Origin of the sequence: Bacillus cereus group sp. BfR-BA-01355 (assembly GCF_022663675.1) — a bacterium.
GTDB lineage: Bacteria > Bacillota > Bacilli > Bacillales > Bacillaceae_G > Bacillus_A > Bacillus_A thuringiensis_S.
The window spans coordinates 33,568-59,158 of sequence record NZ_JAKUFY010000030.1; the positions used below are offsets into that span (position 1 = coordinate 33,568).

The window sequence follows — 25,591 nt, forward strand, 5'->3', positions numbered from 1 at the left end:
GAAGTAGGCGATTGCCTACTTCTTTATTTTTGCATATCTTAAATCTGGTTTAGATCCAACATAATATTGAAGTCCAGATACCGTTTGTTTTTGTAAATAGGAATCCGACGGGAATATAATTGGAATTAATGGTGAATCTGTAAACATAATATCTTCCGCTTTATGCAATAAGTCAAAACGCTTATCTTCATTTTGTTCAACTTCTGCTTCCTTCACTAAAGCATCAAATTCTTTATTATGCCATTTTGCATAATTGTTTGGACCATCACCTGCATATAAATCTAATTTAGTAATTGGATCTAATAAAGAACCGCCCCATCCCATATAAGCCAATTGGAAATCACTTTGCTTATATGTGTCGATGTAACTCTTCCACTCTTTATTTTCTAATTTAATATCTACGCCAAGATTTTTCTTAAACATTTCTTGCATTGCTTCTGCTACTTTTTTATGTTGTGTATCTGTAGTGAATTTTAATGTTACTTCAGGTAATGTAGACCAGCCTTGTTCTTTCATGCCTTCTTCTAATAATTTTTTCGCTTCTGCTGGATCAAATTTAACGTAACCACCTTTTTCTTTACGGAAATCACGCCCACTTTGTGTTTTTGCTCCTTCTGGAACGAATGCATTTGCTTCTTGTGCATTGTTTTTATACAGTTTTTCAACAATAAACTTACGATCAACTGCTAATGAGAATGCTTTACGTACTTTCGCATTTGTGAATGGCTCTTTTTCTACGTTAAACGAATAAATATAAGATGAAAATCCTGCAACACGTTTATATTCTTTATTTCCTTTTTCTTTTTCAATCATTTCTTGCGGTAAACCGCTTAGTAAATCTAATTCTTTTGATTTATATAATTGGTACGCTGTTTTAGAATCTGGAATAATACGAAACTCAATTTCTTTTAATGTTACCTTTTTATCATAGTATTCTTTATTTTTTTGTACTGTAATAGCCTGATTATGCTTCCATTCTTTTAATGTGAATGGTCCGTTCGTAATTAACTCTTTTGGATCTGTTTTTAATTTATTATTATCATCAATCGACTTTTTAGCTAATGGAATAAATAATGAGCTTGCTAATTTCTGTTTAATAGAAGCAACTGGATGTTCAAGAGTTACCTTTAATGTTTGAGGATCAACGACTTGAATACCAACTTGTCCTTCTTCACCTTTTCCAGTATTGTATGCCTCTGCCCCTTTAATGAAATACATTTCTGTCGCATTCATAGAACCCGTTTTCGGATTTAATAATCGCTTCCATGCAAATTCAAAATCATTTGCCGTAATAGGAGAACCATCTGACCATTTAATATCTTTCTTTAAATGAATTGTATACTCAGTTCCATCAGCATTTACTTCTTCTTTCTCTGCTAATTCATTTTGATATTTCCCATCACTATCTTGCGTATATAAGCTTGAGAATAAATGTCCAATTACATAACCTGACGTGCTATCTGTCGCAATAGCGGAATCAAGTGTATATGGATCGCTACCAATATTCGTTACTAATCGATCTCCTTCTCCCTTACCAGCACTCGCCTTTTGCGTCTCTTTCTTACCGCAAGCGACAGAAGTAATTGCTAAAACAGTCATAATGACAAACAGTAAAAACTTCTTCATCCTACATTCTCCTTTAACCTGAAATTTTTGGTGTTGATGTCAATAGTGTTTTTGTATAAGAATGTTGTGGATTACAGAACACTTCGTCCGTATTTCCAAATTCAACAAGTTCTCCTTTATATAAGACAGCCACTTTTTCACATAAATAGTGAACCATCGGCAAATCATGTGCGATAAATAAATATGTATAGCCTTGTTCCTTTTGAATCTTTTGCAGCAGATGTACAATTTGAATTTGCAATGAAACATCTAATGCTGAAATTGGTTCATCAAGAATCAATACTTCTGGCTCACACAATAACGCTCTTGCAATAGCAATTCGTTGACGTTGTCCTCCGCTAAATTCGTGCGGATAGCGATCGATATATCGTCTATCTAATCCCACACGTTCTAGCGCATCACCTGCTACTTTATCCTTTAATCCTTTATCACCTAAACCGAATGAAATATAACCCTCCGTTACGCTATCGCGTACTTTCCAGCGCGGATTTAATGCTGCTGTGGAATCTTGAAAAATGAACTGTACTTTCTGTAAAAAATCTCGCCTATGAGCTGATTTCAGCTTGTGAACGACTTGACCGTTATAATCAATTTCACCAGACGTTGGACTCTCAATCCCTGCTATGAGCTTTCCAAGTGTTGTTTTTCCTGAACCACTTTCACCAATAATGCCAAGTGTTGTTCCTTTCGGAATAGAAAGTGATATGTCTTTTAACGCTGTGATTTCTTTACTTTTACTTCCATACGTTTTCGTTACTTGCTTTATAGTAATTAAATCTGTCGTCATGAGGCATTCACCTTCTCTTTTGATTTCGCTTTATTATGCTCTAGAACATGTTGCCAACAATGTGAACTATGCTCCTTAGAATATGTGGTTCTCTCTGGAAAACGATGAATACATTCTTTTATCGCTACTGGACAACGATTTACAAAAGGACAACCAAAGCTATTTAATGTTTCAATGGAAGGTGTCGTTCCTTCTATAGCACGTAATACCTTTTCGGAATCATCCATATTCGGAATTGCTTGTAATAAACTTTTCGTATATGGATGTTTAGGAGAACCTATTACCTCCTGTATCGTTCCTTTTTCAACAACACGTCCCCCGTACATAACAACTACTCGATCAGCTACTTCACGTACAAGTGCCAAATCATGTGTTATTAATAAAATACTCGTATTTTGTTTTTCTTTTCTTTCTTTTAATAGCCCCATAATTTGTTTCTGAATCGTTACATCTAACGCTGTTGTCGGCTCGTCTGCAATTACAAGCTTTGGGTGACAAGCAAACGCAATTGCTAAACAAATACGCTGCCTCATACCTCCGCTTAATTGATGTGGGTACTGTTCAAAGCGTTTCTCTGCTTCATGTATCCCTAAACCCGTTAACAAGTTAATCGCAATTTCCTTTGCTTCTCTTTTCGATTTTTTCCCATGTTGCAAAACTACTTCTGTAATTTGTTTGCCTACCTTCATCGTTGGGTTTAAAGATGAAAGCGGATCTTGAAATATAAAGGAAATATCTTTTCCGCGAATTTGATTCCATTCTGACTCTTGTAAATTCGTTAATTCATTTGCTTGGAAAGCTATATTCCCATCATCGATATGAATAGATTCTTGATTTAATCCGACAATAGATTGTGCTGTAACACTTTTTCCTGAACCACTTTCTCCTACAAGTGCAACGATTTCACCTTCATTAATAGAAAAGGAAACATGCTTCACAATTGCTTGCTTACTATTCTCTTTTTCAACGGTCAATGTTACGTTTTCTAAAGATAAGAGCTGTGCCATGTTTTTTCTCCTTTCGATTCCGTTTTACAATCTTCGGATCAATTGCATCTTGCAAACCATCACCAATTGCATTAAATGCAAACATAATGAGTGCAATCATGATTGCTGGGAAGAATAATTGCCACCATTCTCCGCTTAGTAGTGTCCCGAGTGCATCGTTCGTCATCGTTCCCCAGCTCGCTGCTGGTGATTGTACTCCGAGTCCGATAAAACTTAGAAATGATTCTGAGAAAATAGCTGCTGGAATTGTAAATGATAAATTTACGATAATAATGCCTGTTAAATTCGGAATGATATGTCCGTATATAATCTTCATATGCGATGTACCTAATCGCTCTGCTGCAATAACAAATTCTCTTTGTTTTAAAGACAAGACCTGCGCTCTAACGAGACGTGCCATGCCAATCCATCCTGTTAACGCAAGAGCGATTATAATTGTAAAAAGTCCTGGTTTCATCACGATCAATAGTAAAATAACAATTAATAAATATGGGATACCATATAACACTTCAATCCCTCGTATAATCCATTCATCTATTAACGTTCCAAGACGATTACGCCCTCTCACATATCCACTAAATCCACCAATCAGTACACCAAGCCCTATATCGAGGGCAGCTGCTACTAATCCAACTGTTAGTGAAATCTTCCCACCAGCCCAAGTACGTGCCCAAATATCTCTCCCTAGATCATCTGTTCCAAACCAATGTTCACTACTCGGCGGTAAATTTGTTGCCTCTTTTACTTGTTCACTCGCAGTAAATGAAGTTAAACTTTCGCCAATAAGCGAGAAAACAATAATTAGCAATAACGTCACTGTTCCTAAAACTGCGATTGGATTCGATATAAACTTACGAAACACTTCTTTCTTTCTGCTAATTGTTTGCTGATTTTTAGTTATCGTTAATTCTTTTTTCTCTTCTTTCGTTAATAACTGTTCATTAATCTCATAAGCTCCCATTTAAATATCCCCCCTCCTTATGTAATAGAACGAATACGCGGATCAACAATGCGATGAATAATATCTGTAATGAAAATACAAGCAATTAATAACGCACTATAGAAAATCGTTGTTCCCATAATCACCGGATAGTCTCGGTTAAAAATACTATCTACAAAATATTTTCCTAGGCCAGGAATTGAAAAGATTTTTTCAATAACAAAAGTCCCTGTTAAGAGTCCAGCCATTAACGGTCCAACAAATGTAAGTACTGGAACAATCGCATTTCGAAGAGCGTGTCTTATAATAATCTTCTTAATTGGTATACCTTTTGCTCTTGCTAGCTTAATATAATCACTCTGCAGTACTTCGATCATATTAGAACGAACAAACCTTGTAATAACTGCGATTGGCCCTAACGCTAATGCAAAGGATGGCAATACCGTATGTTCGAATGTTCCCCAAGAGGCTACTGGTAAAAACTCAAATTGGATAGCGAATACTTGTATAAATAGTGGTGCTAAAATAAAACTTGGAATAGAAATACCTAAAATTGCGAGCAAACTCACACTATAGTCAATTACTCTCCCATGATATAGAGCAGCAAATGTCCCTGCCGCAATTCCTACTAACAATGAAATAACAAGTGCTTGTAGACCAATAATTGCTGATGGACCAAAGCCAGTTGTTATAATTTCTGATACACCTTGCCCGGTCGATTGAACCGATTCACCAAAATCAAAATGAACTACACCGTCTAAATAAGCAACATATTGATTCCATAACGGTTCATCAAGGTGATACTTCGCTCTCATGTTTTGGATCACTTCTTCAGGAAAGATTTTTGCATCTGATGAAAATGGATCTCCCGGAATAATATGCATAATTAGAAATGTCACTGTCGTAATAACCCATAGTGTGAACACCATAACCGATAATTTTTTAATTACATACACTTCAATAACCCCCTAAACACATGAATTTACTTTGTTTTATGAATGTACTTTTTCCATTACTCCCTTTTCTCTTTTTAGAATAAAAAAAGCCTTGATCTTAAAAAATAAGATCAAGGCTTAACAAAAAAAGGCCCATCACTTATCTTTCAAGACTTGCTTGCTGGAATTAGCACGGTGTTCCTATTACAGAACCCGCTGCTGAGGTGTCATAGGGCCAGTCCCTCTACCTCTCTGGATAAGTAAATTGCTATATTATTATTTGGTTCAAATTGTATATTTCGAATTATAATTCTGAAAAATTGAAAAGTCAATCGAATTGGATAAATTTAGAAAAATCAGTTTTTAATTCATTTATCGAAATTACAGTTTTCGGCTTATCATAAAAAGAAATGATGTTAAAGGAGTTATAAGATGGACCCCTTACTTCTTGCTACTATAGGATTACCCTTAACAATCGTTATACTTGTCATCATCGGCTCCTATAAACTCTTTATTAAAAAGAAACGTATTACTTCTTTTTATACTCCTTTCGATAATATTACCGGGCAAACTATTTCCGAATTTCACGAAGAACAGAAAATATTAGTATCTGAGGATGAAGACGGAGATGGCAAGAAGAAAAAATAACCTTGCACAGGCAAGGTTATTTTTTCGTTTCTGCTTGAAAACGTTTATAGTATGTCGATGCTGTTGCAAAGTTAATTTCTATATCACGAATCAACGATGAATCTTCTTCTTTAGCTAACTTCTGTAATTTTTTCATCGCTTGTTCTGATTCATTCAAGAAACCAACATATACCTCATGTTCTTGCTCTTTCGACTTCGGAACACGAATTTCTTTACGTATATGATCAATATCTTCTAACATGCTCGTTGTTACCTTTTGCACGTCTTCTTTATATGTTGCATTCGTTATTTCCTTACCGCCCTTTTCTTTTGCCACTTCAAATAACTGCAGCGCTTTATTAATTTCTTTATTCATTTTTATATCGTATTTTTCATGTACTGCAAGGTATTCTTTCATCTCTTCTGTTTGTTCAGTAGATTGCTCTACCTTTTCTTTCGGTTCTTTCGGTTCTTTCGTATCTTTATTTCCATTACATCCTGCTAGAAGGATCATACTTCCCATTACAGCAATACCCAAAACCTTCTTCATCTCTTCTTCTCCTTTTATCTACAGCTATTACTCATTATAGTTTCTTTTATCTCCACTTGTTATTATACCGAGAACGCCCTACTTTTTACACTTAAGACGACATCGTAATATATATACCAACATGTTTGTCACAGTATCGTCACTTTATACAAATAACTTTTGCAATGCTTTACTACATCACCTTACAAAACTGTAAGCACACATAAAGAACAAACCATGCTAGACTTACATATGCATAACGCAAACATATGTAAGGTTTTAAGGAGAATCATCTATGTACAACACAATGCCTTTTATGGGAGAAGATATTCGTGTCCTTATTCGCGAAAAATCACTTCATATCGAAAATACAGAGAGCCTTCGCCGCGTATTAAAGAAGAAGCATGCTCCATTTAAGTTAGCTCAATATTTAAAACAACAACATACAAATCAATTTCATACCGTGCTAAATATATCGGATAAATCATTAACAATCGAAATCATCGGTCATGTCTACATTGGAAACTTTGCAGATACCTTAAAGGAAATCCCACGTATACCGAAGATTGCTCCTATTATCGTTAAAAAAGCGTATAAAATTACTGACCATACCGATATTATCGACTGTGGGGAAAAAGAAGTCGATAGTAATCGCTGGGTGTGGGATAAACTTGCTGTTTTATATGATACGATCATGAATAATATGTATGAGGTATTTCAAAGAAATGAAAAAAAGAACTGATTCAAACATTCCCTTTGAATCAGTTCTTTTTTGTTAAGCCTCTAAATTTTGCCTTTGTTGCAGTTCAAACTGCTTCTCACTTCTTCTGGCCATAAATAGATAACATAATACTGCCCCTACTTCACAAAGCGCAATAACAACACCCATCGGTAACGCTGTATTACTCCCACCAATACCTACTAGCGGAGCGACAAGCGCTCCTGAAATGAACTGTAATAAGCCTAATAAAGCTGACGCTGTTCCTGCAGCTTGCTTCTGATTTCTCATCGCTAATGAGAACCCAGTTGTTGATACAACCCCGACACTTGATACAACAAGGAATAACGAACATAAAACACCGATTAAACCTATTCCTAGTACGATTGTCAGTAGTAAAGATAGGCCACCAACAGCTGCGATAATAATACCAGCAACAAATAATGTCTTCTCATTCACTTTCCCCGCTAAACGACCCGTTACCTGACTAGCAATAATAATACCGATGCCGTTAATCGCAAAGAATAAACTAAATTGCTGTGGTGATGCTCCGTATATGTTCTGCAACACAAATGGTGAGCCCGAAATGTATGCAAACATTGCCGCTGTTACTAATCCTTGTGACAATGCATATCCCATAAACAGACGGTCCTTTAACAATTTTCCGTACGTCGCCAAAGTCCCTGACAAACCACCCGTTTCTCTTTCTTCAGGAGGTAATGTTTCACGCAATACAAAAGTAGCTGAGATTAACATGAATACGCTAATTGCTCCAAGAACGATGAAAACACCGCGCCACGTTGTAAACTGTAATAATTGCCCCCCAATAATCGGTGCCAAAATAGGTGCTGCTCCGTTTACTAACATAAGCAGTGAGAAAAACTTCGTCATTTCAGAACCTGAGTACATATCACGTACCATCGCACGTGATATAACAATCCCGGCTGATCCTGAAGCTCCTTGTAGGAAGCGCAATAACACTAATGTCCAAATAGATGGCGCAACAGCACAAAGTAAAGAAGAAGCAACATAAATAATAAGAGCAATAATAAGTGGTTTGCGTCTTCCGTAAATGTCACTAATTGAGCCAACAAATAATTGTCCTACTGACAGCCCAAGCAGACAAGCTGTTAATGTAAGCTGCGCTAGGGATGCACCTGTTTGCAAGTCATCCGTTAACTTCGGTAATGAAGGCAAATACATATCAATAGATAATGGCCCAATCGCCGTAAGTGTTCCTAATACAAGAATCATCCATAACCTGTTTGCCTTTACAGGTTTATATATTTCGTGATTAACTTCATTCACTTTTTCAATTCACCCTTTCCTATACACACTGAATCGTAACAATTATAGTTACATCATAAACATACGTCAAGTACAGCGCATTTTCCTCTTTCATAATGTAAAAAAAGCGATAGAAATTCTATCGCTTTACTTTTTCACATTGCTATTCGTAAATTTAGATACTGAGGCCATCGTCTCTCCTGTATCTAAATATGTAATTTGAATTGGGTCTCCTACTTCTGTAAACATAGCATACGGGAATTTCTTCACCGGTATCATAAATACCTTTTGTTCATTCTCTAAAAGTACGTACACGATTGTATTTTCACCTGATTTCTCTTTATATACACGTTGTACAATACCTTCTTTTTGCGCTTCTTTTCCTGTTGAGGTTGGTCTAAAGGTATCACCATTACCGTTCATTACGTTTTTATAATTCTCAAGCGCTTCTTTCTGCGAAGAACCTGTCGCAAATATTTTTGCATTAGCAGCATATACAACTGTATGTGCACGTACTAGGCCTCCATCATCAACAACCGGAATAATCCAAGCTGGTTTACCGTATACGTTATAAATGACAGGCATTGTCCCATGCCATTTCTCTCTCTTAAAGGAATTATCCACTACTTCTGTAGCTGCTGAACCATCCATAATCCCCTTCACTTCTTTTCCATTATAGTAATATAGCTTGCCTGTGCGTGCATCTACTAATGAATAGCCTAGGGCTGAATCTACTCCTTCTTTTGGAGAAGTAAAGTCTGTAAAATAATATAGTGTTCCATCTTTACCAAAGATCGGGGTCACGCCTTCTTTCGTTCCCCACTCAGTCGGAATCTTCATATCAGTTTGCGAGAATTTCGTATTCCAAAATCCGTGAATATATTTACCAAAGTACGTATTTAACGTAGATGCAGTCTCATGATTTAATACACCATCAACAAATTTAGGCGCCTTTCCTTTATCATACCTTTTCACTTCACCTGTTTGTGCGTCTACTACGACAACACCTTCTACCTCAAATCCAGATCTTCCTGAAATAAATTCACCATACGTCATTGTATAATATGGTTTCCCTTTATCATCAACCTCAAATTTAGGTTTTCCTTTAAAGATTAAATCTGGTTCTGCTTGCCTTACCACACGCTCTAAATTATTACCAAAAAACATGCTTGGCACATATTTCATTTTATAACCGAGGTGCAGTTTCGCTTCCGCATCAGGATTTGTACCTGACATCGTTACATACCCTGGAATTGTCTCAGCTTTACGCGCTTTAAAAAATCCTGAAACTTCAATCGGCGCTACATATAAAGCTTCGCCGTTTACCATTTGTGGCGTTAATTCTCCTAGCTCAAAATAAGCTACTTTCGGAATATCACCAAATACTTTTTTCATCTTATTCTCCGCTGTCTTTGGCGGCACTGTAAACGGCTGGTCATTTTCAGTAAATGGCTCTGAAATATCTTTCTCTACCTTAACAACAGAATCATATTTCTTTTGCGAGATTACTATATCGTGCAAATAACCAAAGTAACCGTAACTTGCGAGTAAAATAAACATTAGAAGTCCTTTTAACGTACCTTCTAATTTACCTATTTGATTTTGTGAAAATAAAACAAGCCCAATTAAAATTGCTACTGCAACAGAATAATGAGTAAGAATCGAATCTACTCGATCATCAATTAGCCAAAAGTATTCATAGATTGCAATACCTATCCAAAATAAAACAGGAATAACTAAAATAGATGATTTCTTACCCTTTACAACCTTCTTATCTCCCTTCTTATCCACTGCTCGAAGCTTACTACTACTTCTTGTCCATGGAATCAAAAACAAAGTAAGAATAGCTAAAACTACAAATTTCATCAAAGGCACTGTCCCCTTTTCTTTTGTATTCCCTTTTAGTATAACAAATAAAGGGTATTAAGGTGAAAATAGGAATAGTTATATTTTTTTACTACTTAATACAATCCCGCTTACTACATATAGAATAGATGCAATATAAAAAATTGTACCAATCGTAAAGAAATCTACTAAATATCCCGTGGCAATAACCGCTACTGCTCCGCCAATGGATGTCCACACATGGTATTTTCCAATCTCATAACCAGCCTTTTCCTGCGCAACCTTTCGTGCTAACGAAGTCTTCTCAGTATTACGCTGCACAGCACCTAAAACTCCCATTACAATTTGAAGAAGATACACATGCCATACTTCCGTGGCAATCGGAAAACAAAGCATTAAGATTGCCATGGACCAAGCGTATATTATTAATAATTTTTTATCACCTACTTGATCAGATACCTTTCCCACTAGTGGATATACAAGTGCTGATGTTAAAGCAAATAAGCCATACGCCCAGCCAAATTGCGAGAAGCTATTTCCAACGTTTCGAAGCAATAATATATAAAAAGGAAATACCATACTTCCTGCCATCATGATGATACTTTGCGAAGCTACAAATCTTCTATATGTCATTTCGTATACTCCCTATAAAATAAATTCACAAATCTCTCTTCTGAATCTACTTCCTTCTTTTTCTTGAGAAATTCTTCAATACGAGGATATGCCTTCTTTAACTGCTCTTTCGTTGGATAAGAATAATACGGCAAATAGTAACTACCGTTATGCTTTAAAGTAACATCAATCATCTTCCGAATGACATCCTCTGTTTTCTTTATCTCACTATCTGAGCGTCCCTGGTTAATTAAAAGAACCAGCGCAAACATATCATCTTTCGCATAGGACAAAACTGCATTTTCATTCTTTTCCACGTAACGAATCGTAATGTTGAGCAAATTAAACTCTTCTTCATTTAATACGTTACGTAAATCATCTATATACTCCGTGAAAGCATCTATAGGCACAAAGTATTCTTGTAACACTTCGGTCCTATTTGGATTTTCATATTCCATAAAAGCACTATCTGATCTCATAACATTATTACGCGTCTCATACTTTCCATCTGTACGTTCAAAATAACCTCTTTGTATATTCCAAAATGTATTCTTTCCCCAATCACTATAACGTGATAACCCAAGTAAAAATTTCGGTGCAGCTATAATATTTTCTTCCTTTAATTCACTGTACTCTTCTCTCATATTTTGATTTTGTGCCAAAGTATAATCTGTCACATACATCTCTTTTAAAAATGAATTTGGAGCAACAGAAATACGTGCTAAGTGCATACGAACATTCTCATCTCTTTTCACTTTCTCTTTGAAATAAGATGCGTATTCTTTATAATCTATCATTCTCGTGTGCATTTCATATAATTCATCATCTGTTAACTTCAGCGTCACATCTAAAATAACTCCAAATAAACCGTAACCACCAATGACATATGGAAATAACGCTGCATTTTCTTCTCTACTTACATTACGTACCGTGCCATCTGCCATTAACAATCTAAATGACTCTATTGTATCAATCAGTGCCTCATGACGAATATCACGCCCGTGTACATTTACACTTAATGAACCACCAACAGTAAAAATATTTTGAGACTGCATGACCTGTACCGCAAGGCCATATGGATTTATTTTCTTCTGAATATCATTCCACGTGACACCACTTTGAACTGTAATCCGCTTCTTCTCTGGATCAAATTCTAATATTTTATTATATCCTTTCATATCGAGCATCGTACCATTCGGATAATATGTCTGTCCTCCTTGGCTATGTTGCATACCTGCAATGGAAATTTTCTCTCCTGAAACTTTTGCATCTCGCACTAATTTTATTAACGAGTGCTCTTCCGTAGCACTTTCAACTCGTTTTATTTTTGTCGGAAGCAATTTACCTACATCACTCATAATAGGATGATCAATTTGTTTTTTATACGTATGTACAGACGTTGCAAGCAAAACCGTATATGCCGCAATGACCACTGCTATCTTTCTTTTTTTCAAAGGACACTCTCCTTATTAGCAACAAAAAGAGATACCCGTTCTTTCAGGTACCTCTCTTGACAGTGATTACTTTGCTGCTGGCAATTGTATTGGATCAAATTTATCATACGATGTAAACTTTGCATCCGTAATAATGTGCGCTTTATCTTCACCATTGCTACTCATAACCATATCTATCTTTGCTGATTCATATTTAAAATCTTTTGTAATAATATATTCCCCATCTATTTCTTCTATCTTTGCATTTTGGCCTTGTAGCATTTGTTTCTGCTTTTCATCCATACTAGCTAGCATACTCTCTGTCTCTTTCCCTTTTAATGCAAACTTCAGCTTATAATTATCTCCACTTTTCTCCATCTTCACTTTATTTAAAATTTCCGATGGAATCTCTAAATTATCTACCATTCCTTGAGTCGCATTCATTCCGTTAGCATTTAATTGTTCCTCTGGTACAGACATAACTTCACCCGAATTAGGATTTTTCACCTGACCAGCAATTTTTCCACCCACATCATAAACAATAACCTCTGTACCAGAAACATTCATTTCAGAACGAGAGTTTTTTTTCTTCGGCTCTAGTTGCATTTTAGCCTTCATTACATTCATCTCTGTTCCTTCAGCCTTTATTCCCACATCATATGTCATCGTTACATTTTCTTCGTTTTTAAAAGCTTCATTCGCTTTATTGAAAACATCCTTCGCTGTTAATTCCTTTTCTTTCTGCACAGCTTCTTTTTTCGGTTCATCAGTCTTTTTTGTTTCCTCATTACTACACCCTACTCCTAGACCAACTGCAAGTACTAAACTTGAAATTAAAATAAGTTTTTTCATAACGTCCCCTCCTTCCCAAAAATAATATCATCTCTTTTCCTATGAAATCTATATAATTCGTAATATTCTTCTTTAATTTTTTTCCTATATAGCAACATGTTTGAGAAAAAGTTTAAATATGATGTAAATAATAACAACTCATTTCAGGAGGTCATTATGAAAGCAATTATTTGCACAAAGTATGGACCACCTAATGTTCTCCAGATTCAAAATGTAGAAAAGCCTAAACCTAAAAAAAATGAAGTATTAGTTAAAATTCACGCAACAAGTGTATCGACTGGAGATTGTAGAATACGTGGCTTTAATAGCCCCCTCTTATTTTGGATTCCTATGCGGATCATATTAGGTTTCAGAAAACCGAGGAAACCTATACTTGGCGTAGAGTTATCCGGTGAAATCGAAGATATTGGAACAGATGTAACACAATTTAAAAAAGGAGATCCAGTTTTTGCATTAACAGAACTAAACCTTGGTGGTTATGCCGAATACACATGCGTGCATGAAAGTGGATTAATAGCATTAAAACCTACCAATGTGACATATGAAGAAGCTGCCGTTATTCCTTTTGGCGGAACTTCAGCATTGCACTTCCTTAGAAAAGGACAGATAAAAAAAGGGCAACGAGTACTTATATACGGCGCCTCTGGTTCAGTAGGGACAGCTGCCGTACAACTTGCTAAATACTTCGGGGCGACTGTCACAGCTATTTGTAGTAGTTCGAATTTCGATTTAGTTACAGCCTTAGGGGCAGACAACGTAATTGATTATATGAAAGAAGATTTTACTAAGCAGGGCGAGCACTACGATATTATATTTGATGCAGTTGGAAAATATAAAAAGTCTCTTTGTACAGATGCATTAATGCCTAATGGAAAATATGTATCTGTGAATGGAATGATGGCAAAGGTCAGTAAAGAAGATATAAACCTACTAAAACAACTAGCTGAAACAGAAAAGCTAAAACCTGTTATTGATAGAACTTACCGATTAGAAGAAGTTGTAGAAGCCCATACGTATGTAGAAATGGGCCATAAGAAAGGAAATGTTTCGATTACCTTAAAATAAAATATATTCTGAAAATATCATTGACAATTCTTTTTGTACGATTTACTATTAGTACCATATTCAAAACTACATACACATACTCTTATCAAGAGTGGCGGAGGGACTGGCCCGATGATGCCCGGCAACCGAGCTTATAACATATAAGCTAAGGTGCTAATTCCTGCAAAACGAGTTTTCGTTTTGGAAGATAAGAGAGGAATCTATTTCGTCTATTCGGCACCTCTCTTATTTTTGGGAGGTGCTTTTTATTTTGGAACGTATATGAAGGGGGATTTATAGATGAAAAAGGTATTATTAAGCATTGTAAGCGGAGCAGTATTATTATTAGGCGCCTGTAGCGTGAGTTCAGATAAAGAGGTAAAAGCATTAGACGAGAAAAAGATTACTGTCGGTGTAACAGGTGGACCACATGAACAAATTTTTGAAAAGGTAAAAGAAGTTGCAGCAAAAGATGGTCTCGAAATTGATATAAAAGTATTTAATGATTATGTAGCGCCGAACGTATCTTTAGATGAAAAAAGCCTTGATGTAAATAGCTACCAAACAAAATCGTATTTAGATGTATTTAAAGCTGAACGCAATATGAAATTAGCTGAAGTATTTTCAACAGTAACATTCCCTATGGGCATATATTCTAAAAACATAAAAGATGTAAAAGACTTAAAAGAGGGCGATGCAATTGCTGTACCAAATGACCCAACGAATGAACTGCGAGCTTTAAAATTATTTGAAAAAGCAGGGGTTTTAAAAGTTGATCCGAAGGCTACAGAAAAAGCGACTGCGAAAGATGTAATTGAAAACCCGAAAAATTTAAAGATTGTTGAATTAGAAGCTTCTCAATTACCAACGCAACTAAGTGAAGTGAAAGCAGCTGCAATTAATACAAACTTTGCATTAGGTGCAAAATTAAGTCCAGCGAAAGATTCTATTTTCCGCGAAGGAAAAGATTCACCATATGTGAACTGGGTCGTTGTTCGTACTGAAAATAAAGATGATGCCGTTGTAAACAAATTAAAGAAAGCTTATCAATCTAAAGAAGTAAAAGAGTTTATCGAGAAAAAATTTGATGGTTCAGTTTTACCATCTTGGTAGGAGCTGACGATAATGATTGAATTAAAAAACATATCCAAAGTATTTACAACAAAAAAAGGGAATGTTGAGGCTCTTAAGTCTACTTCCCTTAAAGTAGAAAAAGGCGATGTATTTGGAATCATTGGGTATAGTGGCGCTGGTAAAAGCACATTGATTCGATGTGTAAATCTATTAGAAAAACCAACGACAGGAAATATCATTGTAAACGAACAAGACCTAACAACATTATCAACAAAAGAACTAGCAAAAGCGAGACAAAAAATCGGAATGATCTTTCAAGGATTCAATTTACTTAAAACTGTTACCGTCTATGAAAATATTGCATTACCGTTACGGCTTGCTGGCATTCCAAAAGCGGAAATTGAAAAAAGAGTAGAAAAATATTTACGCATCGTGGATCTTTTTAACCGTAAAGATGCTTATCCAAGCGAACTTTCTGGCGGTCAAAAACAGCGCGTTGCAATTGCACGTGCACTATCACATGAGCCTGAAGTGTTATTAAGTGACGAAGCAACGAGCGCTTTAGATCCAGAAACAACTGATTCTATTCTTGATTTGTTATTAAAGATTAACGAAGAAATTGGAATTACGATTTTACTCATTACACATGAAATGAATGTCATCCAACGTATATGCGACCGCGTTGCCGTTATGGAACATGGATCTGTAGTCGAAAGCGGGACTGTGAAAGATATTTTCACAAACCCACAACATGTAACAACGAAGAAATTTGTAAATAGCGCATTTGCAGCGAAAATTCCAGAAGAGGTACAGAAAGAACTACAAAGTACTGGAGAAATTGTAACACTTTCTTTTATAGGAAGTTCTTCAGGAGAACCAGCACTAGCTGTCGCCACAAAACGTTTCCAAGTATATCCAAATATTTTATCTGGTAATATTACACAGTTAAAACATGAGGCATATGGGAAACTTGTCGTTCATATGCAAGGTGAAAAAAATGAAGTAAACCGTGCTTTAGCATTCTTACAAGAGAAAGGTATCATCGTAGAGGGAGGGAAAACAGACTATGGAAAACAAGTCCTTTTTGGATGAATGGAGTAAAGTCATATGGGAAGCCACAATCCAAACCTTTCAAATGACATCTATTTCATTACTCATCTCGATCCTTATTGCACTGCCACTTAGTGTAACACTTGTTTTAACAAGACCTGGTGGACAGCACGAAAATAAAATCATTTATCCTATTCTTAATACAATTATTAATATAATTCGCTCTCTTCCATTTATCATTCTATTATTCTTCATCTTACCTTTTACAAAGTTTCTAATGGGAACATCCATTGGCGTGCAAGGTGTGATCGTACCGCTTGTCGTCTTCACAGCTCCTTATATCGCACGTTTAATGGAGACAGCCTTACTAGAAGTAGATCGCGGTGTTATTGAGGCCTATCAAGCAATGGGTATCTCTACTATTAAAATCATTTGGCACGTCATGGTGAAAGAAGCTCGTCCCTCCCTTGTACTTGGATTAACAATTGCAACAATTGGCTTAATTGGCGCAACAGCAATGGCTGGACTCGTAGGTGCTGGAGGGCTAGGGGACTTGGCATACCGCTTCGGACATTTACGCTATGAACCTGAAGTAATGTATGCAACAGTCTTTATTTTAATTATCCTCGTTCAAGGATTACAGTCTTTAGGGAATGGTGTTGCACGAAGATTGAAGAAAGATTAAAAAAAAGAAGGCATCTCACCAGGGTGAGATGCCTTCTTTTTTTATCTTTTAAATCCACCTTCTGAATGAATAACTTGCCCAGTAATCCACTCAGCTTCTTCACTTACTAAAAATTTAATGAGTCTAGCTGCATCCTTTGGCTCACCAATTCTGCCAAAAGGAAACATCGGCTTTAACCCTTGTGTTATCTCTTCAGTCATCCATCCTGTATCGGTTGGTCCTGGATTAATTGCATTCACTGTTATTCCTAAATGAGCTACCTCTGCTGACAATGTACTAGTAAGAGCATCAATAGCTCCCTTCGTTGTCGCATAAGCTAGTTCTCCTGCCATAGGACCTTGAAATTGCCCCGAAGTAATATTAACAATTCTACCACCAGATTTCTTATCAAATCTCCGGGCAAATTGACTACTTAACAATGTAGTCGCACGGATATTTACCATGTAATGCTTATCTAGTTCTTCAGCAGTCAACGTAGAGAAATCATTATTCGTAGAGTACGCTGCATTATTAATTAATATATAAGGGTACCCTAATTGTTCAGTAACTTTATTTATAAGCTCTTTCGGTGCATCATTCCGAGTTAAATCTAACTCCATGCTCGATACTCTAACACCGTTTTGCAATAGCTCTTCTTTTAATTGTATTTGTTCATTTTTATCGACGCCCCAAGGCATCTCTTTATCGTAAGCTGTCCAATACGTAAAAAACATATCGTATCCTGCTTCAGCTAATTCTTTACAAATCGCTGCCCCAATACCATCTAGACGACTTACCCCTGTAACAACTGCTACTTTATTTTTTAATTGATTCATCATATACTCCTCCAAGTTTAAAGGGCGCATACTTTATATAAGAGATATAAAATTTCCCACAAAAAAAGACAGATACATAAAATAGGCATCTATCCTTACAAAAGGGATGTACAAGCCAAATATGCAGTCCTTGAATGATTTACAGATAGCTAAATAAACCCTCACTTATGAGAGAAAAATTCATCTATCTAATTTCTAATCATTACAAGTTCATCCACATATTAAGTCTTTGTCCCCTTTACATATATCTCTATTCTTAGTTTACCAAAACAGATAAAATGTTACAAAAAATAAAACAATTACTCACAACCTATCCTTGTTCACATTCTCTCCATTGTGAATCTTTTCACATTGAATATATAATAAACTTGTAAATACAATATTGGAGGGATTTCAATGATTATCAATTTTTTAAGAACTGATAAACGTGCTACTTTCATATTATTACTTTTACGTCTTTACATAGGATATACATGGCTCGCTGCTGGGATAGGCAAAGTCTTCGGACAATCTTTTGACGCAAGTGGTTTTCTAAAGGGTGCTATTGCTCAAGCATCAGGTGACCACCCTGCAGTACAAAGTTGGTGGGCAGATTTTCTTCAACATTTTGTCCTTCCAAACGCAGACCTATTTAGCTTTTTAGTTCAATGGGGAGAAATTTTAGTAGGTCTAGGTTTAATTTTAGGCGGATTAACAAAAACAGCTGCATTTTTCGGAATCATAATGAATCTTTCATTTTTATTAAGTGGAACTGTTAGTGTAAACCCAAACCTGCTTATTTTGACTATATTCATTTTAGTTGCAGGGCAGAACGCTGGACGTATTGGATTAGATGGCTATATTTCCCCTAAACTTTTCCATAAAAACAACCACGGAACATATAAATTAAGTAAAACTGCGTAGTAACAGTTTACTTTTAAAATATAAATAAGAAAAAGAGCCTGAGTATAGGCTCTTTTTCTTATTTATCCTAATTTAAACTTTTAACGAGCCACGAAAACCTCTGGCAGCATAGTAAGAGTCTGCTCCATTGTGGTACACGAAAACATGTCCGAAGCGATAATCGCAAAATAGAGCACCACCGAGTTCTCGAATATCTGAAGGTGTTTGTACCCAGCTTGATGATTTCATGTCGAAATCCCCAAGTTTTTGCAATTCCCGATATTGTTCTTCAGTTAATAGTTCAATGCCCATAGCATTTGCAACATCAATAACGTTATTTTCTGGTTTATGTTTTTTTCTTGATTCTAACGCTTCAAGATCATAACAAAGACTCCTGCGGCCTTTAGGACTCTCCTTTGAACAATCATAGAAAGTATACTCGTCCTTTTCTTCATCATAACCAACAACATCCGGCTCACCACCAGTTACTTCCATTTCATTAAGTGACCACAATTTTTCATTATTAGTAGTCAGCTTCGCTTCAACTTTAGCCCATTCAAGGCCTTCATGGCGGTTCATGTTTTTCTCAAAACGAGCTTTCAATACTTTCAATAACTCTTCACGTTTTTCTACTAGTAAGTCATTTTTATTTCCTGTCATATTAATCCTCCCTGATATGTGTACGGATAGTAGTTTAAGTATATATTTTATAATAAATCATCTCAATATGAAGAGCGTTTCAACCTTATGTCTTTTACAAACATCCATTATAAAGTCCTAAAACCCTCTACACTCTCTCCAAGAATATAGTGTGAAAACCACATCAAATTCTGCTTCATAATAGCTACATTCATTCCCGGCTGATTAGGACTATATGCCATTCCTTTAAATATAATTAATTCTGTATCAACTTCCATATCCTTTAATCCTTGATATAGATCATATGCATTTGTAATTGGAATTCTTGCATCCTTTTCCCCATGTTGAATTAAGGTAGGCGTACAAGCTGATTTAATATACGTCATAGGTGATGTCTTCGTATATATCTCTCGATCATTCCATGGGGTATTTCCTAAATACATTCTAATAAAATAAGGGATATCTGTATTTACATAATGAGTACTCCAGTTCGTGATTCCGCCTCCAACTGAAATAGCTTTAAACCTGCTACTAAATGTAGAACAGAAAGCTGATATATATCCCCCGTTACTCCATCCCATAACTCCTACTTTATCATTATCTACAATCCCTTGATCAACTAGTTTATCCACCCCTGATATAACATCATCATAGTCAGCGATTCCCTGTTTTCTATAGTTTGCTTTTAAAAATTCATTACCATAACCAGAACTTCCTCTGTAGTTTGGCTCTAAAACGATAAAGCCTTTTTCGATAAACTGTTCAATCGGATATTTCTCATTGAAGCAGTCTGAAAATATCGGAAAGGATGCCCAAGCCGGACCGCCGTGAATTACTACTAATAAAGGATATTTTTTATTTACGTCAAACTCTACTGGCGTTGATAAAACACCTTCTATTTCAAGACCATCACTACTTTTCCATGAGATGATTTCCCTGTTACTTTTAAGTTTCCCTTTGAAAAAGTTATTTTCATCCGTTATTTTTTTATCGTCTAAATAGATTTCAAAGGTTTCATTTGTTATAGCCTTATTATAGGATATATGTTTTCCATCCTTTGTTATAGAAGCATCCATTATAAAGCCATCTACTTTTTCGCTTAATGCTTCTACAGTACCATCTTCAGCTAGTAATCCAATACGATAATTCGTTTTATCCTGCCATCTAATTAAAATTCCTTTAGCTGTCCACTGTAATGGCATAACAGTACTATCAAAATCTGTTACAGGTTGAATTACCTCTCCTGTATTTATATCATATACCTCTAACGTACTGTCTTGTATATGGTTTCTATAGTAATCCTTCTCTCTTATGCTTGCTGTGTAACATATTTTACTGCCTTCAGGAGAAAAGCAGACGCTACCGCCCAACAACTTATCCACATTCAGCTTTTGTAGCTCTCCAGCTTTAGTATGGAGTATGTATAAATCTCCATTTATATAATCCGCCATATTTGAGCTTGGTGTCGCCATAAACACAATCTTCTTCCCATCATTTGAAATATCAAATTCATGGATATGAAAATCCTTACCATCAGTTAATTGATAAACAACTCTTTTCTCGTGTTCATATGTATCACTTTGTATCACCTTTTCTATTTCAATGTAATATAAACAATTATTCTGGTGTTCCTTACCTATATGTTGAAACTCTCCATATAGATCCCTACGCTTCTTTATCTCCACACATTCTTTTGACTGCGTAACATAATAAAGACCCTTGCCAGTAGGACCCCATTTGAATGTACTGACTCCTTCTTTCTCATCAGTAATTTGAACCCCTTCATAACCATCTAGTGACTTAACAAAGATCTGATTTTTCCCATTACCAACGGGGCTAAGATATGCTATATCCCTAGAATTTGGAGACCATAATGGGCATATACTTTCTATATCTCCATTTATCAATAAACAACTCTGTCCCTTTTCTTTTCCATATATCCATACATGATTCCTATATGTATTGTCTTTCCAGTTAGCCGTCTTCTTAACAAACGCTACGTTTTTACCATCATCACTTATGTTTGTACTTGATAAGGTTGGTAATGAAATAATCTCTTCTATACTTAGATATGTTTTTTTATTCACTTTCATCAATATCCCCCCTTGAAATGTCCATAAATCTCTCGTCTCTTTTTGTCGTAATAAAGGAGATTTTTCACAGATACTTAAAACGATAACGGAAAATTCAGATAAATAAAAGTAAAACATTAATCTATAGGGTTCTATCCACTTACCAATTCTAGATGTTCTTTTTCGGCACAAAAACACCCCTTTAGATAAAATATCTAAAGGGGTGCAAATTTGTAAATTTATTTTAAAGCTATAACTATATTTATTAACCTACCAATCTCCTACTCAACAGTAACAGATTTAGCTAAGTTACGTGGCTTATCAACGTCACACTCGCGGTGAAGTGCTGCGTAGTATGAGATAAGTTGTAATGGAATAACTGCTACTAGCGGTGCTAGTGCTTCATGGACAGCTGGTAATACGAAGCTGTCACCTTCCATTTCTAAGCCTTTCATTGAGATGATACATGGGTTAGCACCGCGTGCTACTACTTCTTTCACGTTACCACGAATTCCAAGGTTTACGTGCTCTTGTGTAGCAAGTGCGATAACTGGTGTACCATTTTCGATTAAAGCGATTGTACCGTGTTTTAACTCTCCTCCAGCGAATCCTTCTGCTTGGATGTAAGAGATTTCTTTTAGTTTTAACGCACCTTCTAATCCTACGTAGAAGTCTACGCTACGTCCGATGAAGAAACAGTTACGCGTTGTTGCTAAAAATTGTTTTGCTAATGCGTCCATTTCTTCTTTTTGATCACAAAGTTCTATCATTGCATTTGCTACAAGTCCTAGTTCGTGTGTTAAATCGAAATCAAGAACTTCACCTTTTGCTTTAGCAATATCAGCTGCTAAAATTGAAAGTACTGCAAGCTGTGCTGTGTAAGCTTTCGTTGATGCAACTGCAATTTCTGGTCCAGCGTATAATGGAAGTGTATAATCAGCTTCACGAGAAAGAGTAGAACCAGGCACGTTTGTAATTGTTAATGCTTTATGACCCATTTCATTTGTTTGTACAAGTACTGCACGGCTATCAGCTGTTTCACCACTTTGTGAAATGTAAATGAAGAATGGTCTTTCTGTTAATAATGGCATGTTGTAAGAGAATTCACTTGCTACATGTACTTCAACTGGCATTTTTGCAAACTTCTCGATAAATTGTTTTCCAACAAGACCTGCATGATAACTCGTTCCACATGCAATGATGTAAATACGATCGCTATCTAAAATCGCATTGCGGATGTCTTGATTTAATTCAATTTCGCCATTTTCATCTTGATACTTTTGAATTATATTACGGATTACAAGTGGTTGCTCATCGATTTCTTTAAGCATGAAGTGAGGATATGTTCCCTTTTCAATATCACTTGCGTCTAATTCCGCTGTAAAAGGTGCACGTTCAATCGTTTCACCTTGTAAGTTTTTAATTGTAATACTTTCTTTCGTTACGATTACGATTTCTTTATCCATTAACTCAATAAATTGATCTGTAACTTGTAACATCGCCATAGCGTCGCTTGCCACAACATTAAAGTTGTCACCAACACCTACTAATAGCGGGCTTTTGTTTTTAGCAACATAAATCATGTTTGGATTTTCAGCATCAAGTAATCCGATTGCATAAGAGCCATGTAAAAGAGATAGCGTATTACGGAACGCTTCTTCTACACTTAATCCTGTGCTCACTTGTTGTTCCATAAGCTGTACGATAATCTCTGTATCTGTTTCACTTACGAACGTTACATCTTGTAAATATTCCTTTTTCACTAATTCATAGTTTTCAATTACACCGTTATGAACTAGTGTAAAGCGTTTTGATGTACTTTGATGCGGATGCGCGTTTACTTTACTTGGAACACCGTGTGTAGCCCAGCGTGTATGTCCGATACCTACGCTTGCTGCTACGTTCTCATCTACGATTTCACGAAGTTTTGCGATACGGCCTTTTTCTTTGTATACAACAACACCGTTCTCTGCTTGTACTGCAATACCTGCTGAATCATATCCACGATATTCTAGCTTTTCTAAACCTTTTAATAAAATTTCCTTTGCATCTTGCTCTCCAATAAATCCTACGATTCCACACATGTTTAGTCGCCGTTACAAATGCTTACACTGCTCTGCGAACATGTAACGACATAGTCCGATACCATTTTTATTTATACTAAAAAACGGATTACATATTGCTAGCCCTGTAAGCTTGTAACGGCTTTCACCTTCCTCTCGATTGGGTTTAAGTCCGTATATACTTATACAGCTAGTTTTCATCCGTTCCTCTTCTCTCATCACACTTTCACCTTTGTCCACTAAGTCACCTTAATGATTTAAGTAAAAGTTTGCGGTTGTGATGAACAACCGGGAGTCATCCGCCGAAATCTCGATAAACCCCACCTCGTCAACTACACTATTTGTAGTTCTGGCGCTTTTATAATTTACAATATTTCCTTTGAGAAAAAGAACAAGACCATCTTATAACAAACATGGATAAACCGTCAATGAAATTTTTTTCATCGTCTATAAAACATATGAAAAAGGAGCACTTATTGTGCTCCTTTTTCATATAAATTCAGCTAATTATTCAGCGCCAACTTCAGCTTTCACAACTTCTACAATGCGATGTACAAATGCATCACAAACTTCTTGTGTTGGTGCTTCTGCCATTACACGAATAAGTGGCTCTGTTCCAGATGGACGAACAAGAATACGGCCATCACCGTTCATTTCTTCCTCTACAACACGAATAATTTCTTTAATTTTTTCATTTTCTAATGCTAATTTTTTATCTGTTACACGAACGTTTACTAGCAATTGTGGGAATTTCGTCATTTCTCCTGCAAGCTCAGATAATGGTTTTTTCGTCATTTTCATGATGTTTACAAGTTGAAGTGCACTTAACATTCCGTCACCAGTTGTAATGTAATCAAGTAAGATAATATGGCCTGATTGTTCTCCACCTAAGTTGTAACCACCGCGTTTCATCTCTTCCATTACGTAGCGGTCACCAACTGCTGTTTTATCACTTGTAATATTGTTTGCTTCAAGTGCTTTGTAGAAACCTAAATTACTCATAACAGTTGAAACAACTGTATTATGTTTTAATTGACCAGTTTCTTTCATGTATTTCGCACAAATAAACATAATTTGATCACCGTCAACGATGTTTCCTTTTTCGTCTACAGCAATTAAACGGTCGCCATCGCCATCAAAAGCAAGTCCGATGTCAGCACCTTTTTCTTTTACTAATTCAGCCAATACTTCTGGATGTGTAGATCCTACACCTTCGTTAATATTCATACCGTTCGGTGAAGTCCCCATTGTTGAAATATCAGCTTCTAAATCTGCAAATAAGTATGGAGCTAAAGAAGATGTGGCACCATGTGCACAATCTAAAGCGATATGTAGGCCAGAGAAGTCTTCTTCAACAGTTTGTTTAATGTATTGTAAATATTTTTGTCCACCTTCAAAGTAATCGCTCACTTGTCCAAGGTTAGTACCTGTTGGACGTGGTAGTTCATCAACTTCTTTGTCTAATAAAGCTTCAATTTCAGCTTCTTGCTCATCTGTTAATTTAAAGCCGTCTGAACCAAAGAATTTAATACCGTTATCTTGTACTGGATTATGAGATGCAGAAATCATAACACCCGCTTGTGCGTCTAGTGCTTTTGTTAAATAAGCAACACCCGGTGTAGAAATAACGCCAAGGCGCATTACTTCTGCTCCAGTTGATAATAGACCTGCTACTAAAGCTCCTTCTAACATATGGCCAGATACACGTGTATCACGACCGATAATTACTTTTGGACGATCTGTATCTTTTGTTAATACATAACCACCAAAACGCCCAATTTTGAAAGCTAATTCAGGTGTTAACTCCTTATTTGCAACTCCGCGTACTCCATCTGTACCAAAATATTTACCCATTATGATTCGCTCCTTTTTCTTGCTCTTTTTGATTATGGTTATCTACTGTTGGTTCTTGACTAGTTTCTTTATCTTTATCTTGATTTTGGTTTTGATTATTTTCCTGTTCCTTTTCCTTTTCTGGATCGGGTTCAGGATTTTTTGGCTTCTCATTTTGATTTTCTTGATTGGTGTTTGAATCCGGTTGTTGACCGTTACCCTGTACTTCTTTATCT

General features: G+C 36.0%; 25 protein-coding genes and 2 riboswitches. Of the genes, 7 read left to right on the plus strand and 18 right to left on the minus strand.

Annotated elements, in window-relative coordinates; genetic code table 11:
* Nucleotides 1-15 precede the first annotated feature (15 nt).
* From MR167_RS12655 to MR167_RS12675, 5 genes are read right to left on the minus strand one after another with little or no spacing between them, the layout of a single operon-like run.
* Nucleotides 16-1,626, minus strand: coding sequence for a peptide ABC transporter substrate-binding protein (locus tag MR167_RS12655; RefSeq protein ID WP_242314768.1), 1,611 nt, complete (start codon nucleotides 1,624-1,626; stop codon nucleotides 16-18).
* 13 nt (nucleotides 1,627-1,639) lie between these two features.
* A complete protein-coding gene (locus tag MR167_RS12660; RefSeq protein ID WP_242314770.1) occupies nucleotides 1,640-2,413 on the minus strand; it encodes an ABC transporter ATP-binding protein in 774 nt (257 codons plus the stop codon).
* Nucleotides 2,410-3,420, minus strand: coding sequence for an ABC transporter ATP-binding protein (locus tag MR167_RS12665; protein WP_000057892.1), 1,011 nt, complete (start codon nucleotides 3,418-3,420; stop codon nucleotides 2,410-2,412). The genes MR167_RS12660 and MR167_RS12665 overlap by 4 nt, the downstream gene beginning before the upstream one ends.
* On the minus strand, nucleotides 3,377-4,381 hold the full coding sequence (locus tag MR167_RS12670) for an ABC transporter permease (protein ID WP_242314772.1): 1,005 nt from the start codon (nucleotides 4,379-4,381) through the stop codon (nucleotides 3,377-3,379). The genes MR167_RS12665 and MR167_RS12670 overlap by 44 nt, the downstream gene beginning before the upstream one ends.
* 17 nt (nucleotides 4,382-4,398) lie before the next feature.
* Nucleotides 4,399-5,316, minus strand: coding sequence for an ABC transporter permease (locus tag MR167_RS12675; protein ID WP_000289326.1), 918 nt, complete (start codon nucleotides 5,314-5,316; stop codon nucleotides 4,399-4,401).
* 136 nt (nucleotides 5,317-5,452) lie between these two features.
* Nucleotides 5,453-5,558, minus strand: a riboswitch (SAM riboswitch).
* A 169-nt stretch (nucleotides 5,559-5,727) separates the two neighbouring features.
* Here MR167_RS12675 and MR167_RS12680 point away from each other — a divergent pair.
* The gene (locus MR167_RS12680) at nucleotides 5,728-5,943 is read left to right on the plus strand and encodes a DUF3951 domain-containing protein (RefSeq protein WP_000371395.1); all 216 of its coding nucleotides are present in this window, start codon (nucleotides 5,728-5,730) and stop codon (nucleotides 5,941-5,943) included.
* A gap of 16 nt (nucleotides 5,944-5,959) precedes the next feature.
* On the opposite strand, the gene MR167_RS12685 is transcribed toward MR167_RS12680, so the two are convergent.
* Entirely contained in the window at nucleotides 5,960-6,472 is a 513-nt protein-coding gene (locus MR167_RS12685; RefSeq protein ID WP_071731290.1) for a hypothetical protein, read from the minus strand.
* Nucleotides 6,473-6,746: 274 nt separating this feature from the next.
* Between MR167_RS12685 and MR167_RS12690 the strand changes: the two genes are divergently transcribed.
* On the plus strand, nucleotides 6,747-7,193 hold the full coding sequence (locus MR167_RS12690) for a hypothetical protein (RefSeq protein ID WP_000282869.1): 447 nt from the start codon (nucleotides 6,747-6,749) through the stop codon (nucleotides 7,191-7,193).
* Nucleotides 7,194-7,226: 33 nt separating this feature from the next.
* On the opposite strand, the gene MR167_RS12695 is transcribed toward MR167_RS12690, so the two are convergent.
* From MR167_RS12695 to MR167_RS12715, 5 genes are all read right to left on the minus strand, one after another.
* A complete protein-coding gene (locus MR167_RS12695) occupies nucleotides 7,227-8,486 on the minus strand; it encodes a multidrug effflux MFS transporter (protein ID WP_223266695.1) in 1,260 nt (419 codons plus the stop codon).
* A 117-nt stretch (nucleotides 8,487-8,603) separates the two neighbouring features.
* Entirely contained in the window at nucleotides 8,604-10,322 is a 1,719-nt protein-coding gene (locus MR167_RS12700; RefSeq protein WP_242314780.1) for a DUF3981 domain-containing protein, read from the minus strand.
* Between the two features lie 78 nt (nucleotides 10,323-10,400).
* Nucleotides 10,401-10,934 (minus strand): MFS transporter, encoded by a 534-nt coding sequence (locus MR167_RS12705; protein ID WP_000222368.1) that lies wholly within the window; start codon nucleotides 10,932-10,934, stop codon nucleotides 10,401-10,403.
* Complete coding sequence (locus tag MR167_RS12710; protein ID WP_000746278.1) at nucleotides 10,931-12,367, minus strand: FAD-binding oxidoreductase; 1,437 nt, start codon at nucleotides 12,365-12,367, stop codon at nucleotides 10,931-10,933. The genes MR167_RS12705 and MR167_RS12710 overlap by 4 nt, the downstream gene beginning before the upstream one ends.
* Before the next feature lie 66 nt (nucleotides 12,368-12,433).
* A complete protein-coding gene (locus MR167_RS12715) occupies nucleotides 12,434-13,198 on the minus strand; it encodes a DUF6612 family protein (RefSeq protein ID WP_000733608.1) in 765 nt (254 codons plus the stop codon).
* A gap of 156 nt (nucleotides 13,199-13,354) precedes the next feature.
* Here MR167_RS12715 and MR167_RS12720 point away from each other — a divergent pair, with 156 nt between their 5' ends.
* From MR167_RS12720 to MR167_RS12735, 4 genes are all read left to right on the plus strand, one after another.
* Nucleotides 13,355-14,263, plus strand: a complete 909-nt coding sequence (locus tag MR167_RS12720) for an NAD(P)-dependent alcohol dehydrogenase (RefSeq protein WP_242314774.1) — start codon at nucleotides 13,355-13,357, stop codon at nucleotides 14,261-14,263.
* 79 nt (nucleotides 14,264-14,342) lie between these two features.
* Nucleotides 14,343-14,457, plus strand: a riboswitch (SAM riboswitch).
* 85 nt (nucleotides 14,458-14,542) lie between these two features.
* The gene (locus tag MR167_RS12725; protein WP_000756989.1) at nucleotides 14,543-15,355 is read left to right on the plus strand and encodes a MetQ/NlpA family ABC transporter substrate-binding protein; all 813 of its coding nucleotides are present in this window, start codon (nucleotides 14,543-14,545) and stop codon (nucleotides 15,353-15,355) included.
* 12 nt (nucleotides 15,356-15,367) lie between these two features.
* Nucleotides 15,368-16,408, plus strand: coding sequence for a methionine ABC transporter ATP-binding protein (locus MR167_RS12730; protein ID WP_000571305.1), 1,041 nt, complete (start codon nucleotides 15,368-15,370; stop codon nucleotides 16,406-16,408).
* Nucleotides 16,383-17,051 (plus strand): methionine ABC transporter permease, encoded by a 669-nt coding sequence (locus MR167_RS12735; protein WP_000428878.1) that lies wholly within the window; start codon nucleotides 16,383-16,385, stop codon nucleotides 17,049-17,051. The genes MR167_RS12730 and MR167_RS12735 overlap by 26 nt, the downstream gene beginning before the upstream one ends.
* A 41-nt stretch (nucleotides 17,052-17,092) precedes the next feature.
* Here MR167_RS12735 and MR167_RS12740 read toward each other — a convergent pair whose 3' ends face one another.
* Nucleotides 17,093-17,869 carry an SDR family oxidoreductase gene (locus tag MR167_RS12740; RefSeq protein WP_002162955.1) on the minus strand — a complete coding sequence of 259 codons (777 nt, stop codon included), beginning with the start codon at nucleotides 17,867-17,869 and terminating at the stop codon, nucleotides 17,093-17,095.
* Between the two features lie 393 nt (nucleotides 17,870-18,262).
* Here MR167_RS12740 and MR167_RS12745 point away from each other — a divergent pair, with 393 nt between their 5' ends.
* The gene (locus MR167_RS12745; protein ID WP_000586149.1) at nucleotides 18,263-18,769 is read left to right on the plus strand and encodes a DoxX family membrane protein; all 507 of its coding nucleotides are present in this window, start codon (nucleotides 18,263-18,265) and stop codon (nucleotides 18,767-18,769) included.
* Nucleotides 18,770-18,841: 72 nt separating this feature from the next.
* On the opposite strand, the gene MR167_RS12750 is transcribed toward MR167_RS12745, so the two are convergent.
* The 6 genes from MR167_RS12750 to MR167_RS12775 all read right to left on the minus strand — a co-directional run.
* Nucleotides 18,842-19,408, minus strand: a complete 567-nt coding sequence (locus MR167_RS12750; protein ID WP_000147385.1) for a DUF4256 domain-containing protein — start codon at nucleotides 19,406-19,408, stop codon at nucleotides 18,842-18,844.
* A gap of 107 nt (nucleotides 19,409-19,515) precedes the next feature.
* On the minus strand, nucleotides 19,516-21,480 hold the full coding sequence (locus MR167_RS12755) for a S9 family peptidase (protein WP_142399160.1): 1,965 nt from the start codon (nucleotides 21,478-21,480) through the stop codon (nucleotides 19,516-19,518).
* 260 nt (nucleotides 21,481-21,740) lie between these two features.
* Complete coding sequence (glmS, locus tag MR167_RS12760; RefSeq protein WP_000334155.1) at nucleotides 21,741-23,543, minus strand: glutamine--fructose-6-phosphate transaminase (isomerizing); 1,803 nt, start codon at nucleotides 23,541-23,543, stop codon at nucleotides 21,741-21,743.
* Between the two features lie 12 nt (nucleotides 23,544-23,555).
* Complete coding sequence (locus MR167_RS12765; RefSeq protein WP_001206405.1) at nucleotides 23,556-23,741, minus strand: hypothetical protein; 186 nt, start codon at nucleotides 23,739-23,741, stop codon at nucleotides 23,556-23,558.
* A 288-nt stretch (nucleotides 23,742-24,029) separates the two neighbouring features.
* Nucleotides 24,030-25,376 carry a phosphoglucosamine mutase gene (glmM, locus tag MR167_RS12770; protein WP_000521478.1) on the minus strand — a complete coding sequence of 449 codons (1,347 nt, stop codon included), beginning with the start codon at nucleotides 25,374-25,376 and terminating at the stop codon, nucleotides 24,030-24,032.
* Nucleotides 25,369-25,591 (minus strand): hypothetical protein (locus MR167_RS12775; protein ID WP_242314776.1); only part of this gene is annotated, 223 nt, incomplete at its 5' end. The genes MR167_RS12775 and glmM, both read right to left, overlap by 8 nt.